The sequence below is a fragment of the Corynebacterium sp. ACRPO genome (genome assembly GCF_022347205.1).
GTDB lineage: Bacteria > Actinomycetota > Actinomycetes > Mycobacteriales > Mycobacteriaceae > Corynebacterium.
In genome coordinates, this window is sequence record NZ_JAKRNE010000007.1 from 73,554 (window position 1) to 88,064 (window position 14,511).

Annotated in this window: 13 protein-coding genes; 4 read left to right on the forward strand and 9 right to left on the reverse strand. The window is 59.4% G+C overall.

The features are described from left to right. Positions 1-34: 34 nt before the first annotated feature. Together MHY22_RS06515 and glf are read right to left on the reverse strand one after the other, a co-directional pair. The gene (locus MHY22_RS06515; RefSeq protein WP_239278600.1) at positions 35-217 is read right to left on the reverse strand and encodes a DEAD/DEAH box helicase; all 183 of its coding nucleotides are present in this window, start codon (positions 215-217) and stop codon (positions 35-37) included. 40 nt (positions 218-257) lie between these two features. Then, the gene (gene glf / locus MHY22_RS06520; RefSeq protein WP_239278601.1) at positions 258-1,454 is read right to left on the reverse strand and encodes a UDP-galactopyranose mutase; all 1,197 of its coding nucleotides are present in this window, start codon (positions 1,452-1,454) and stop codon (positions 258-260) included. Between the two features lie 146 nt (positions 1,455-1,600). On the opposite strand from glf, the gene MHY22_RS06525 reads away from it, so the two are divergent. Next, the gene (locus MHY22_RS06525; protein ID WP_239278602.1) at positions 1,601-3,499 is read left to right on the forward strand and encodes an N-acetylmuramoyl-L-alanine amidase; all 1,899 of its coding nucleotides are present in this window, start codon (positions 1,601-1,603) and stop codon (positions 3,497-3,499) included. Here MHY22_RS06525 and MHY22_RS06530 read toward each other — a convergent pair. The 6 genes from MHY22_RS06530 to serS form a co-directional block, all read right to left on the reverse strand. After that, on the reverse strand, positions 3,496-4,326 hold the full coding sequence (locus MHY22_RS06530) for an HAD family hydrolase (RefSeq protein WP_239278603.1): 831 nt from the start codon (positions 4,324-4,326) through the stop codon (positions 3,496-3,498). The two genes, MHY22_RS06525 and MHY22_RS06530, sit on opposite strands and share 4 nt — an antisense overlap. A gap of 22 nt (positions 4,327-4,348) precedes the next feature. Continuing rightward, entirely contained in the window at positions 4,349-5,896 is a 1,548-nt protein-coding gene (gene glpK / locus MHY22_RS06535; protein ID WP_239278605.1) for a glycerol kinase GlpK, read from the reverse strand. Positions 5,897-5,924: 28 nt separating this feature from the next. Next, positions 5,925-6,662 carry an MIP/aquaporin family protein gene (locus tag MHY22_RS06540; RefSeq protein ID WP_239278607.1) on the reverse strand — a complete coding sequence of 246 codons (738 nt, stop codon included), beginning with the start codon at positions 6,660-6,662 and terminating at the stop codon, positions 5,925-5,927. A gap of 3 nt (positions 6,663-6,665) precedes the next feature. Then, the gene (locus MHY22_RS06545) at positions 6,666-8,390 is read right to left on the reverse strand and encodes a glycerol-3-phosphate dehydrogenase/oxidase (RefSeq protein ID WP_239278608.1); all 1,725 of its coding nucleotides are present in this window, start codon (positions 8,388-8,390) and stop codon (positions 6,666-6,668) included. A gap of 298 nt (positions 8,391-8,688) precedes the next feature. Then, positions 8,689-10,302 carry a 1-acyl-sn-glycerol-3-phosphate acyltransferase gene (locus MHY22_RS06550; protein ID WP_239278610.1) on the reverse strand — a complete coding sequence of 538 codons (1,614 nt, stop codon included), beginning with the start codon at positions 10,300-10,302 and terminating at the stop codon, positions 8,689-8,691. Between the two features lie 23 nt (positions 10,303-10,325). Then, positions 10,326-11,582: a serine--tRNA ligase gene (serS, locus tag MHY22_RS06555; protein WP_239278612.1), complete on the reverse strand. Its 1,257-nt coding sequence runs from the start codon at positions 11,580-11,582 to the stop codon at positions 10,326-10,328. Positions 11,583-11,647: 65 nt separating this feature from the next. On the opposite strand from serS, the gene MHY22_RS06560 reads away from it, so the two are divergent. The 3 genes from MHY22_RS06560 to MHY22_RS06570 are packed head-to-tail and all read left to right on the forward strand — an operon-like array spanning position 11,648 to position 13,854. Next, on the forward strand, positions 11,648-12,397 hold the full coding sequence (locus MHY22_RS06560; protein WP_239278614.1) for a GntR family transcriptional regulator: 750 nt from the start codon (positions 11,648-11,650) through the stop codon (positions 12,395-12,397). 36 nt (positions 12,398-12,433) lie between these two features. Next, positions 12,434-13,507 (forward strand): septum formation family protein, encoded by a 1,074-nt coding sequence (locus tag MHY22_RS06565; RefSeq protein WP_239278616.1) that lies wholly within the window; start codon positions 12,434-12,436, stop codon positions 13,505-13,507. After that, complete coding sequence (locus tag MHY22_RS06570; protein ID WP_239278618.1) at positions 13,507-13,854, forward strand: metallopeptidase family protein; 348 nt, start codon at positions 13,507-13,509, stop codon at positions 13,852-13,854. The genes MHY22_RS06565 and MHY22_RS06570 overlap by 1 nt, the downstream gene beginning before the upstream one ends. Here MHY22_RS06570 and MHY22_RS06575 read toward each other — a convergent pair. Continuing rightward, positions 13,851-14,504, reverse strand: a complete 654-nt coding sequence (locus tag MHY22_RS06575) for a histidine phosphatase family protein (protein ID WP_239278620.1) — start codon at positions 14,502-14,504, stop codon at positions 13,851-13,853. The two genes, MHY22_RS06570 and MHY22_RS06575, sit on opposite strands and share 4 nt — an antisense overlap. Positions 14,505-14,511: the final 7 nt, after the last annotated feature.

Here is a 14,511-nt window from a genome sequence, read left to right on the forward strand (position 1 = left end):
TACAGTTAACTTTAATAGTTAATGTTGGGTTAAGTCAAACGGTTGGGAATAACCCAATAGTTTCTGCACCAAAAAGCGGAAAGGCCCGCCGGGAGTTCCGGCAGGCCTTCTTGGACTGTTCCTTCTTTTTATCGGGAATGCGCGATGCGCGGCTACGCAATTTCAGATGCTCCTGCAGCCGCTCCGGCGACATTTTCCACATGCGGCGGTCAGCCATGCCGTCACCTCCTTTCCTCAGAGGTGATTAAGCATAGCTCTTAGTGGCCACGCTCCTGCTCAATGGCCTTGCCCTCGTTCCAGAACGGAGCCAGCTTGTTGTCGAACATGCTCAGCGCGGAGGCAATAGCCATGTGCATATCCAGGTACTGGTAGGTACCCAAGCGGCCGCCGAAGAGAACCCTGTTCTCCTTCGATTCCTGGGCGGCGAGCTTGCGATAAGCCTCCAGCTTGGTGCGGTCCTCTGGGGTATTGATTGGATAGTACGGCTCATCGCCCTTATCGGCAAAGCGCGAATACTCCTTCATGATGACCGTCTTATCCTTCGGGTACTTATCCTTGCGCTCCGGGTGGAAATGGCGGAATTCGTGGATGCGGGTATAGTCCACGTCCGCATCGTTGTAGTTCATCACCGGCGTGCCCTGGAAATCGCCGGTATCCAGCACCTCCAAGTCAAAGTCGAGGGTGCGCCAGCCCAGCTCGCCCTCGGCAAAATCAAAGTAGCGGTCCAGTGGGCCCGTGTAGACCACGGGCGCATCTGGGGACTCGGCACGCAGCTCCTCGCGAACCTCGAACCAATCGGTATCCAAGCGGACCTCAATATTGTCGTGGTCAGCCATGTTTTCTAGCCATGCCGCATAGCCGTCTACAGGCAGGCCCTCATAGGTGTCGTTGAAGTAGCGGTTATTGAAGGTATAGCGCACCGGCAGGCGGGTGATATTCGCGGCCGGCAGCTCCTTCGGATCGGTCTGCCACTGCTTTGCGGTGTAATCGCGAATGAAGGCCTCATACAGCGGGCGACCAATGAGGGAGATGGCCTTTTCCTCCAGGTTTTGCGCCTCTTCCGGGGAGAATTCGCCGGCCTGATCCTTAATGAGCTGGCGGGCCTCATCCGGGGAGTAGTAGCGGCCGAAGAACTGGTTAATAAGACCCAGGCCCATCGGGAATTGGTAGGCGGTGCCATCGTGCATGGCAAAGACGCGGTGCTGGTAGTCGGTGAAGTCGGTGAACTTATTGCAGTAATCCCACACGCGCTTATTAGAGGTGTGGAAGAGGTGCGCGCCGTACTTGTGCACCTCGATTCCGGTGGTGGGTTCGGCCTCGGAGTAGGCATTGCCGCCGAGGTGATTGCGGCGCTCCACAATGAGCACCTTCTTATCCAGCTGGCTAGCGGCGCGCTCGGCAACCGTTAGACCAAAAAATCCAGAGCCAACAACGATGAGGTCATAAGAAGTCATGGCCTCCACTTTATTGCACTACGGCAGCTGACACGGCGCATCGGCGTGTCGCAACAGATTTCACAGAAGTCACAAACGTACCATCACTATCAACTCTTAACTTTTGGCAACCGTTTTTACAGCTGCACAACCCTAGGGAGATAACAGTGCAACAACGACGTCGACTAGTACCCACCAGGTCAAAATGGTCCACCCCCGTCATCGCGGCGGTCACCTCCATCGCGCTCGCCGTGTCGGCCGCATTCGGCGGACAGCAAGTTCTCAAGACCCAAGACTCCGGCAACGGCGGCCCCATTGAGGTCAAAAATTCCTCCTCTAGCTTCAGTGACGGCGAATCCATCGTCGTCGATGACCCAGCGGTAGCCGCTCAGGGCGATGGCGAAAGCCGCCGCGCGGTCAAGCAGTTCCACCGCGACGAAACCTTCAACATGTTCGCCGTCACCTGGGAGGGCAAGCGAGATATCAACTCCTTCGTCCGCTCCAAGCAGCAGGACGGTTCCTGGAGCGAGTGGCTGCCCATGGATGCAATGAATTACACCGAGGGCAAGAACGGCACCGAACTCATCTTCGTGGGCGATACCAACGATGTGCAGGTTTCCATGGCCAACGTTGACCTCGTGACCGGTTCCAACCTCGACAAGAAGGAAGACTCCCTCCTGGACAAGGCCGCCAAGGGCGCTGATGCCAACCGCCCCGCGCCGCTTGCGTACAACGTCGGCGATATCTCCCCCGTGGCCGATGAGCGCACCCAGGTTGCGGATCTCGACGCCGTGTTTATCGACGGCAACGCCCAAGAAGGCGAAGCCATCGAGCCCACCGCAGAAACCGCGGGCATGCCCAAGGTAGTCACCCGCGCTGGCTGGGGAGCAGACGAATCTAAGCGCTGCCAGCAGCCAACCTACGACGATGGCATCAAGGCCATGACCCTGCACCACACCGCGGGTGCCAATAACTACACCCGAGCACAGGCAGCGGCACAGGTACGCGGTGCCTACGACTACCATGCGCAGACCCTGGGCTGGTGCGATATCGGATACAACGTGCTGGTGGATAAATTCGGCACCATCTACGAAGGCCGCTACGGCGGTCTGGACAAGGCCGTACAGGGCGCCCACGTGGGTGGCTTCAACTCCAATAACTGGGGCATTTCCATGATTGGCAACTACGAGCAGGCTGAGCCTTCCCGCGAGATGCTCAACTCCGTGGCCGAGATTGCCGGCTGGAAGGCCGCTATTTCTGGCATCGATCCAATGGGCAAGGCCAACTTGTACTCCGGCGGATTCAACGGCTCCAAGTTCCCTGCGGGAACCATGGCCACCGTGCCGGCGTTCGCGGGCCATAATGATTTTCACTACACGGCCTGCCCGGGCCAATACACCACGCGTCATTGGGATGAAATCCGTAAGAACACCAAGCGCAAGGCGGATTCCATCAAGTCCGGTAAAAACAGTACGGATCTGAACTGGCAAAAGTCTCCCAAGCCCAATGCCCCCAAGACCCCGCAACAGGTGGGCGACGAGATTACCTCCTCGCTAGGCGATGTTGAGGTACCGGTCTCCACCATCTCGGCCCTCGCCGGCATTGCGGCCGCGGTCTTTGGCGTCCTCATTGCCAACGATCGTCTGCAGAAGCCAGACACCGACCAGAAGGTGGCGGGCAACCTGACCACCGGCGATATCCCGGAGATTGTCAATAAGGTTGTCCAGGTCTCCAGCAACGAAGGCCTGAAGGAATCGTGGACCTCCGTTCTCAACGCTTTCGGCCCAGTCCTAGGCCTAGCAGTCGGCGGCCCGGATACTACCGACGGCGGCAAGATCCTTTACCAGCTCTTCCAAAATGGCGTGGTGCTCTCCTCCAAGGAGTCCGGCACCAAAGCGCTCACGGGTGAGATTGCCAAGAAGTGGTCCGAGGGCGATAATGCCTCCAAGCTCGGCCTGCCTCTCTCCAACGAGGAAAAGAATGGCAAGGAAATCCGCGTGAAGTTCCAGGGTGGCGAGATTGTCTACAACACCGAAACGGAAAAGGTAGACATCTTCACCGACTAGAACCAGCGCTCTAGCACCTTCGCGACGCCCGCCTGGTGGTTAGCCACGGTGACCGCATCCGCGGCCGCCTTAACCTCCGGGTGGGCGTTTTCCATGGCCACGCCACAGCCGGCCCACGTCAGCATCTCGATATCGTTGGGCATATCCCCAAAGGCAATAGTCTCCTGCTGGGCGACGCCGGTATGCTCAGCCAACCATTCCACCCCGCGGCGCTTGGTCACATTGGGCGCGGCAACCTCCAGAATTCCTTCCTGCATGGAATACGTCAGGTGCGCGAGCTCCGGATCGATATGGGGCGCGATGAGCTCATACAGCTGAGGGGCGGAGTAGTCCGTATTGCGGATAAGAAACTTCACCGCCGGCTGACCCACAAGTTCGCCCATGCTGACCACCCCGAAGCCTTCAAAGAGGGCGTTTTCGGAGTAGTGGCGCTCGACTACGAAGAGGTCCTCGACGGCGTCGGCAAGCGAGCCCCCAGCCCGCTCCGCGCCAAAGCCCACGGTGCCCAGTACGGTCTGGGCCACGTCCACCACTTCCGCCAACGCGGCGGGCGAAAGCTCATGGGCGGACATCACCCGATCCTCTGCGGAGTCATACAACACAGCACCATTCGAGGTCACGCATACCGGCCGCACGGGCAGCTGTTCCAGCACCGGGGCTATCCAGCGAAACGGACGGCCAGTAGAAAGCGCAAAATAGGCACCCTGTTGAACTGCCCGCGCCACGGCGTCACGGTTGCGACGCGGGACGCGGTGGTTGCGGTCCAGCAGGGTGCCGTCAATATCGCTCGCGATGAGGCGAGGAGCGCGGGCAGGGAAATTCTCCATACCCGCGAGTTTACGTCAGGACTTAGAAGCTGAGGTCCTCATCCTCATTATCCTCCCATTCCAGGGAACGCTTAATGGCCCGCTTCCAGTCGCGGTAGAGAGCCTCTACTTCTTCCTTATCGCGCTTCGGCTTGAATACCTTCATGTCTCCGGCCTGGCTGCCCAAGACGCTGAGGTCATCCCAGAAACCATGGTCCAAGCCCGCCGCAAAAGCAGCACCGGTGGCGGTGGTCTCGATATTCTTCGGACGGTGTACTTCCACGCCGAGGATATCTGCCTGGAACTGCATCAACAGTTCATTCATGGTCATGCCTCCGTCCACGCGCAGCTCGGTAATCTCCACACCGGAGTCCGCCACCATGGCATCGGCGACGTCGCGAGTCTGATACGCAGTGGACTCGAGAACGGCGCGAGCCAAGTGCTTACGGTTGGCAAAGCGGGTCAGGCCCACGATGACGCCGCGGGCATCCGGGCGCCAGTACGGTGCAAAAAGACCGGAGAAGGCCGGCACGATGTAGACGCCGCCATTGTCCTTAACCTCGCGCGCGAGGTTTTCGATGGACGCAGCGTTGGGGATGATCTGCAGGTTATCGCGCAGCCACTGCACCAGGGAACCGCCCATGGATACAGAACCCTCGAGGGCATACACGGGGCGCTCGCCCTCGCGCTGGAAGCAGACGGTGGTCAGCAAGCCGTTCTCGGAGAACTTCGGGGTAGTACCCGTATTCAGCAGGAGGAACAGGCCGGTTCCGTAGGTATTCTTTGCGGAACCTGCGCGGAAGCAACCCTGGCCGAACATCGCGGACTGCTGGTCACCCAGGATGGCGCGGATAGGCACGCCGGAGAGCGAGCCGCGCTCACGCACGGTACGGAAATCGCCCAGGGACGGGCGAATCTCCGGCAGCATGGACATCGGGATGCCCATTTCCTTGCACAGTTCCTCATCCCACTCCAGCTTTTCGATGTCCATCAGCAAGGTGCGGGAGGCGTTGGTGACGTCGGTGGCGTGCAACGCTTCGCGGCCGGCATCGCCCTCGGCGCCGCCGGTGAGGTTCCACAGCAGCCAGCTATCAATGGTGCCGAAGAGCAGGTCGCCTGCCTCAGCACGCTCGCGGGCACCTTCGACGTTATCGAGGATCCACTTCACCTTTGGGCCAGCCGGGTAGGAGTTGATGATCAGACCGGTGCGGCGGCGCCACTTTTCTGGCCCTTCCTCACCCGAGAGTTCCTTACAGATGGCGGTGGTACGGGTATCTTGCCAGACAATGGCGTTGTAGACCGGCTTACCGGTGTGCTTATCCCACACCACGGTGGTCTCACGCTGGTTGGTGATACCTACCGAGTCAATGTCTTCCACGGTGATATCGCCGTTTGCAAGCGCTTCACCGACGGCGCGACGGGTATTGCTCCAGATTTCCTCCGGATCATGTTCTACCCAGCCCTTTTCCGGGAATATCTGCTCGTGCTCGAGCTGGCCAACGGCAACCTGCTCGCCGTTGTGGTCAAAGATGATGCAGCGCGTCGACGTGGTTCCCTGGTCGATAGCGGCGACGTATTTCTTGTTAGTCATGTGTCTAGTCTCCTATGCGAAGATGGAATTAGAGCGCAACGGACAACAGGCCAACGGCTACGGCCGCGACCAATGGGGCCACGATGGGGACCCAAGCATAGCCCCAGTTCGCGCTGCCCTTGTCCTGGATGGGCAAGATGAATGCATAAGCAATTCGCGGGCCCAGGTCACGGACCGGATTGATGGCATAACCCGTAGGGGTACCAAGGGAAAGGCCAACCGCCACCACAACGAAAGCAACAGCAAAGTAGCTCATTGGGCCAAGCTCGCCGCCGGTGGGGCCGAAGGCGATGAACATCAACAGCACGCAGGTGGCGATGAACTCCGTCACCGCATTCCAGCCGTTCTTAGGATGTGCCGGCTTGGTAAAGAAGATACCGTTAGTGTCCTTATTGGCGCCGGTGACGTTTCCGGCGTCGTCGTAATTATTGGCGTCGAAAAGCTGCTTGAAGGCAGCCCATGCCAGGATGGCACCGAGGATAGCGCCGAGGATCTGGCCCAGGAGGTAATACGGCACCAGAGACCACTCGAGCGAGCCATTGACGGCCAACATTACGGTGACGGCGGGGTTAAGGTGCCCGCCCGTGGGATCGGCCACACTGGCACCGACGAAGACACCCATACCCCAGCCCAGGGCGATAACGACCCAGTCGGAGCCGCGTGCGCCAGAGGTGCGCAGGTTCACCAGTGCACATACGCCGTTACCTAGAAGGAGCAGCAACGCAGTGCCGATAAACTCCCACAGGAATGCATCAAATCCGGTCATAACTTATACCTCGTTTTGGGTAGGTCGGGCGGATCCTGCGCGTACCAAAATGTCATTGGCCTCACGGTCAGTTACCGCAGCTTCTGCTTCAAGTTCGGCCTGTGTGTGGGCCTTGAATTGGGATACCTCGCGCTCCTTGTCGGCGTCGCTCCAGCCCAGCAGCGGTGCTACAAAATCAGCAACGGCCGGGGCGGCGTTCACACCGCGGTCGCCGAACTCGATGGCGATGCGCAGGCGGCGGGACAGGATGTCTTCCAAGTGCAATGCACCCTCGTGGGTGACGGCGTAGCGGACCTCGGCCCACAGGTAGGACTCGGCACCTGGCACTGGCTCGAGCAGGGAGGCGTCCTCAGTAGCTGGCGCTAGGACCTCGCCCAGCAAAGAGCCATAGCGGCCGAGCAGGTGCTCAATGAACTTCTCGCTCAGGTTATAGCGACGAGCTAAGGATGGGACCTGGTTGGCCAAGGCGTGATAGCCGGCGGCGCCCAGGATCGGGGTTTGCTCGGTGATGGACTCTGGGACCTTGGTACCCAGTTCCTTCACCGCTAGGTCCACGGCGTCCTTACCGATGACGCGGTACGTGGTGTACTTACCGCCGGCGACAGAGACCATGCCTGGGGCCACGCGTGCGACGGCGTGGTTGCGGGAGAGGTTGGTGGTGGAATCGGACTTGCCGGACAGCAGCGGGCGCAGGCCGGAGTAGACACCCACGATGTCATCGCGGGTGATCTGGCGGCGTACGCGCTGATTTACCTGATCCAGAATGTAGTCAATATCGGACTTGGTCGGCGCCGGATCCGGCAAGGAGAGACCCTTTTCCCAATCGGTATCGGTGGTACCGATGATCCAGTACTCGCCCCATGGGATAACGAAGAGGACGGACTTTTCGGTGACGAAGCACAGGGCTGCCTCTGCATCAAGCGCATCCTTGGGCACAACGATGTGCACACCTTTGGAGGCGTGCACGGTGAACTTGCCCTCCACGCCGGCCATCTCTTGAATCTTGTCATTCCACACGCCGGTGGCGTTGATAAAGACCTTGCCGCGCACGGTGGTCTCGCGGCCGGTGGCGGTATCGCGAACCTTCGCGCCTACGATGCGGCCGCCGCGATCCTTGTCAAAGCCAATGACCTCGGTATTGGTACGTACATCGGCACCATACTCGGCGGCGGTACGCAGCACGGTCATGGTGTGGCGGGCGTCATCAACCAAAGTGTCGTAGTAGCGCACGCCGCCCACAATGGCATCGTCCTTCAGGCCTGGGGTCACCTTCAGCACTCCCTTGCGGGTGAGGTGCTTCTGCATTGGCACGCTCTTCGAACCGCCCATGAGGTCATAAAGAGTAAAGCCACCGAACATCATCACGCGCTCCCATACGTGGTGGGTCAGCGGGAAGATGAACTTCAGCGGCTTCACTAGGTGGGGTGCCAGGGTAGACATATTGAGCTCGCGCTCCTTGAGGGACTCCGCCACTAGGCGGAAGTCAAACATGGCTAGGTAGCGCAGGCCACCGTGGAACATCTTGGAGGAGCGAGAAGAGGTACCTGCGGCGAAGTCGCGTGCCTCAATGACGGCGGTCTTGAGGCCACGAGTAGCGGCGTCCGCTGCCGCACCAGCGCCTACGGAACCGCCACCGATGATGACTACGTCGTAGTCCTCATCTGCGTATCCATTCCATAGATTTTCAAAGTATTCGGGGTTAAAGGATTGGTTGCTTTGCTGGGTCATTGCTGACCGCATCTCCTTCCTTGGTGCTTGCATGTGCCTGCGCCATAAATCCATGAATGAGATGGCAAAAGCACAGCTAAGAGCAGTTAAATTGTGGTTTCGGTGGAAAGATTCACACCACGGCTGCAGAGATTTTATCTCCTTAAACCTATGATAGGAGTCACGGGCGTCAGTTACACAGATGGTTACTCACACGTAGGTTTCAGGCCCGTAAGCAGTAACTTTTCCTAAAATACTTAGCCACCCGAAAAGAAAAAGCACCCCCTGGCGGGGGTGCAAAGCAGACGCAAAGCCCGCGCTATTTCTGCGCTAACCTCGCCATCACTTCAAGCACTTCGGACATTCCGGCTTTCTCCGCAGAATATGTGACCGCTTGGGCGCCCTTGACCACCTCAATAGGGGCAGTTTCCAAAGCCACCACCGGTATCCAGTCAAGGAAATCCTCATCTCCTGGCTCGTTAGCAAAAACCAGGGCCTCCTCCGGCTTAGCTTGCAGATCTTCAAGGATGCGCTCCACGCCTTGTACCGCGGTCGCGGCAGTGACGGAGAGTGCATTGGTATCGAGACGCGGCTGCACAGCATCCTCATCAAGGACAACGCTCCACACGGCTTGCGGAACATCCACCTCACCGGCGGGTGATATCACGATCAGGACTTCGGCCGCCGGGTAGATCTCCGCCAAAGCCTTGTGCAATCGCGGAGTCAGCGCGCCATCTTCCCAATTCAGCGCGCTGCTGTGCGCCACTACCACGCGGGGGATGGAAGAGAATTGCGCCTTCATGCGGTGCGGCAAGCGCGAGACGATAAGCCGTGATTGGGTAGCTGCCGCCAACAGGCCCTGCTCTGCTACGGAACCGGCCCATATCTCCTTACTGCTGGCCGTGATGGACACTTGGGTTTGCGCCACATCCGACTTCAGCTGCGCCATGACATTCGCGACCTTATCGCGACCTTCATCCAAGCCGCGGGTTGCCTCTTCAACCACGGCGTTGAGGTTGTGCTTGATCCACTCCAAGGTCTCCGGGGCGGTACGCACCTTATTCTTTGGCTCCTCCCCGTCCGTTCCCTTGGCGGCGGCCATGTGATTGCGCACTAAGTCAACCGTAGTAACGGAGACGCGTTCTTTGAGGCCCACTAGATCGTCGCGCAGTCGGCGTACGCGGTGACGTTCGGTCTCCACTTCAGCATCGCGAGCTTCTGCCTCATCAAGGGTAGGAGCCCCTCCACCTTTACGGGCGGGCACCCAGTATTCACCGGCAGGCATGGGCCCAAATTCGGCTTCGTACTGCTCCCATAGTCCTTCCAACGCCTCTTGCATACGGCGTCGAATCTCCGCGGTATCAGCCTCCGCATCACCGGTGGGATAGTACGGTTCGAGGGCGGTAATAAAGACAGGCGTCTTGGTCCGTCCCAGGTTCTTTTTGTGTCCCTTGGTCCACAGGCGTTGCGAACCAAAAATGACCTGCGGGATTACCGGCACCCCCGCCTCATAGGCAATGCGGGAGGCGCCACTTTTCATGCTGCGGATTTCAAAGCTGCGGGAAATTGTGCCTTCAGAAAACACGCCCACGAGTTCGCCGTCCTTGGCCAGCTGTACCGCTTGGTGGAAGGAGGCGCTGCCATCGATACGGTCAACTGGCACGTGGTGCATGGCCCTCAACAAAGGTCCCGCCACTGGGGCTTTAAAGATTCCAGCTTTAGCCAGGAAGCGTACGAGACGCTTCTTGCGATAGGCCAAAAAGGCGCCGAAAAGGAAATCCATGTAGCCGGTGTGGTTGCAGACCAACACCGCGCCGCCCTTATCGGGGATATTTTCTTCCCCCGAAAGGCGCATTTTTAACCCCTGTGCCAGAGTCACCCCCCTGCCAATGTGGGTGATCTGGCGGTACAGGAAATTCGTCGCAGCGTTCATAACTCTCCAGGACGACGGCGGACTTACTGCGGGGTCAGGACATCCTTGCCCACGAACGGGCGCAGGGCCTCAGGGACAACGACGGAGCCGTCAGCCTGCTGGTGGTTTTCCAGAATGGCAACGAGCCAGCGGGTAGTCGCCAGCGTGCCGTTCAGGGTAGCTGCGATCTGGGTCTTGCCGTTCTCATCGCGGTAGCGGGTGGACAGGCGGCGAGCCTGGAAGGTGGTGCAGTTCGAGGTGGAGGTCAGCTCACGGTAGGTGTCTTGGGTAGGAACCCAAGCCTCATTGTCGAACTTGCGGGCCGCCGAAGAACCGAGGTCGCCACCGGCAATATCGATGGTGCGGTAGGGCAGTTCCATGGCTGCAAGCATGTCCTTTTCCATGGACAGAAGGCGCTGGTGCATTTCTTCCGCGTCCTCCGGCTTGCAGTAGACAAACATCTCCAGCTTGTCGAATTGGTGGACGCGCAGGATGCCGCGAGTGTCCTTACCGTGGGAGCCAGCCTCACGGCGGAAGCAGGAGGACCAGCCGGCGTACTGCAGCGGGCCATTGGAGAGGTCGATGATCTCATCCTTGTGGTAACCGGCAAGGGCCACCTCAGAGGTGCCTACCAGGTACATATCATCGGCCGGTAGGTAATAAACCTCATCGGAGTGCTGGCCCAAGAAACCGGTGCCGGACATAATGTCTGGGCGAACCAGAACTGGCGGGATCATCAGCTTGAAGCCGGCTTCGCGCGCCTTCTGCGCCGCGAGCATCAGCATTCCCAGCTGTAGGAAGGCACCATCGCCAGTAAGGTAGTAGAAACGAGCGCCGCCTACCTTAGCGCCGCGCTTGACGTCAATGAGACCGAGGGACTCGCCCAACTCAAGGTGATCCTTTGGCTCGAAGTCGAACTCAGGAATCTGGCCTACTTCTTCTACCACTACGAAGTCATCTTCGCCGCCGGCCGGGGCACCTTCAACCACGTTATCGAGCTTGTACTGCAGCTCTTCCACCTTGGCCTCAGCGGCAGACTGTGCCTCTTCCGCCTCCTTGACCTTGGCCTTCAGCTCATTAGAGCCCTCCAGCAGTGCCGGACGCTCCTCTGGGGAGGCTTGGCCAATCTTCTTGCCAAAAGCCTTCTGCTCAGAGCGCAGTTCGTCGGCCTTTTGGATAGCAGTGCGGCGCTGCTCATCAGCTTCCAAGAGCTGGTCTACGAGGGAGGGATCCTCACCTCGGTTCACCTGGGAAGCACGGACAACGTCGGGGTTTTCGCGGAGTAGCTTGAGATCAATCACGAATGTAAGTTTAGCGTATTGACAACGTCTTGCGGTGGTAATAACCACCGAATTATGATGGCTTTATGTCCGCCGTTCAGCTCCCCGCCCGCACAATTACGGACGGTCCAGTTCCAAAACACACCCAATTGCACGATATCCTCGAAGAATTGTGCCGCACGACCCTCAAACCCGGCGATATCTTGCCCGGCGAGAGGCTTCTTGAAGAAACCTATGGCGTGTCACGGATCACGGTACGCCGCGCCATCGGGGATCTTGTCGCGGCCGGAAAACTGCGGCGCGTCCGCGGAAAGGGCACCTTCGTAGCGCCCAATCCCCTTGTCTCCCGGCTCCACCTAGCCTCATTCTCGGATGAGATGGGCGCACAAGACGTCACTGCCTCCTCCAAAATCCTTACCAGCGGACGCAGCAGCGCCCCGGAGGATGCCGCCCTCTTTTTTGATACGCCTGCCCAAACCGAACATATTCATCTGCGCCGCCTGCGCTTGGGCGATGGCGAGCCCTACTCCATTGATGACGGCTGGTATAACTCCACGTATGCGCCCAGCCTGCTAGAAAATGACACCTACAATTCGGTCTACGCCATCCTCGACTCCGTCTTTGACGTCCCCATCACCGATGCGGATCAAACGGTCTCGGCGATTTCAGCCGAAGCGGACACTGCCCCGCTTCTTGACGTCCCCGTGGGCACCCCACTGCTACACATCGTGCGCTACTCCCGCTCGGGTGATAGGCCGGTGGAGTGGTGTTCCTCCGTCTACCGCACCGACCGCTACCGCCTGACTACCCGGGTGGCTAGGGAGAACAGTATCTAGCCAGCACCCTGCTTAACAGGTAAGATTAAGGGCCTTATGAAGAAATCACCTGCGTGGCGTTCCGCTGTGGCCGTCCAGATTGTCTTGATTGCGGCAATCGCGGCGGCCGTTTTCATGGGCATCTATGGCGTTATCAGCTCCCACAAATCGGGTGGCGAAGATACTACCGCTGCCCAGCAGCACAATAGTGGGGATACTTCAGAAACCGCCGCTCCTAAACCGGAGCCCTTCACCGCTGCGGCCGCCGGCGCTTGCTTGACGTGGGACATCGCCCAGGATGGCTCCGCCACTGGGTTCAAGGAAGTACCGTGCTCCGAACAGCACCGCTTCGAGGTTTCCAAGACCGAAGACCTAAGCATCTACCCCACTAGCGAATTCGGCCCTGATGCCACCCGCCCAGCGCTAACCCGCCAACACCAATTGCGCGATGAGCTGTGCGAATCCGCCACTGTGGGCTACCTGCACGGTAAGTGGGATCCGAATGGTAAGTACGATGTGGCGTCCATTCTGCCGCCGCAGTCCGCCTGGGATCGCGGCGACCGCACCTTGCTATGCGGCCTGCAAACCACCGATGATCACGGCGTACCGCAGCTTACTACCGGCAACGTCGAGGCCTCCGAGCAGGCAAACCTCGCCAAGCCGGGCGAGTGCTTGGCCATCGATGACAAGCAGGTTCCGCACGTCGTCGACTGCGCTAAGCCCCACCAAATGGAGACCGTTTCCGTCATCGATGTGGGCAAGCAGTTCCCTGACGGCTACCCGGACGGCAAGGATATGGACAAGTTCCTGTCCGATACGTGTACCGCCGCTACTGAGGACTACCTTGGCGGCGAGGAACAGCTCTACCAGTCCACGCTGCAACCATTCTGGGGCTCTATCACCGAGGCCTCGTGGAATGGCGGCACCAAATCCGTCAATTGCTCCCTTGTGCATGCCCGCGAAGGCGGCGGTTTCTCTGCCATCACCGGTTCCGCTACCGGTGGCCGCCAGGCGCTGACTATCGACGGCCAACCGCCGGAGGAACGCCCCGAGCGCAATCCACTGCGTGAGGACAAGGACAATAATCCGGCACCCGAGTCCGCCGCCCACGCACCGGCCCCAGCGCCCTAATGGTCGAGGTATCAGAAGAGCGCTTCGATGAGATGGTCAACGAGGCGCTGGATCAAGTCCCCGAGGAATTCGTGCGCCGCATGCGCAACCTCGTCATCTTGGTCGAAGATGAAAATCCCGATAACCCTATGCTGCTAGGGCTCTACGAGGGCGTCGCACTGCCGCACCGCACCTTCGATCACACCGGTTTCCTGCCCGATGCGATCTTCATTTACCGCAACACGCTGCAGCGCTGGTCCGGCAGCGAGGAAGAATTAGCAGAGCAGGTCAAGATCACCGTATTCCACGAACTCGGCCATTACTTTGGCCTCGAAGAAGAGGAGCTGCACCGCCTGGGCTGGGGCTAGAGCTCCGTATCCGCCCACCGAGTTAACGTCCACTCACCAAAGTCCTTGCCGCGCGGTTCTATCACCATAAAGCGACAATTGGCCAGGTAGCCGGTATAGGCAAAGTCGGCATCAACACCCGTGGCGTGTTTGGTGACCACGCGGATAGCGGCGCCGTGGCTGACGAGAATGACATCGTGGTCGTCGCCAAGCTGCTTCGCAATGCCCTCCAGCACCGGCTGGTAGCGCGCCAGCACATCATCCAAGGTCTCGCCGCCCTCCATCCCGGCGCCGCGCTCGCCATCGCACCAGCCACGCATAGCCACCATGTGGGACCGATGGGCATCTTCGCTACCGTCCATCTCCCAGTCACCGGCGAAAATTTCGTGCACGCCGGAGATTACGTCAACGCGCTGGGAAAATTCCGGCATACCGCGCTCCTGCTCAAAGGCGCGTGCCGCCAGCATCGCGGTCTGCTGAGCACGCAGGGCAATGGAGCATTTAAACTCCACCTCGCGCTCGCCCACCAACTGCGCAAGTTCCTGGCCTACCTCCGTGGCTTGGTCACGCCCGCGCTCGGTAAGCTCTGCCCCGGGCGGGCGGGTATCGAGGAAGCGGGAAATATTGGAATAGGTCTGGCCGTGGCGCAGCAGGATAATTCTTCCGGGCATGCTTCTA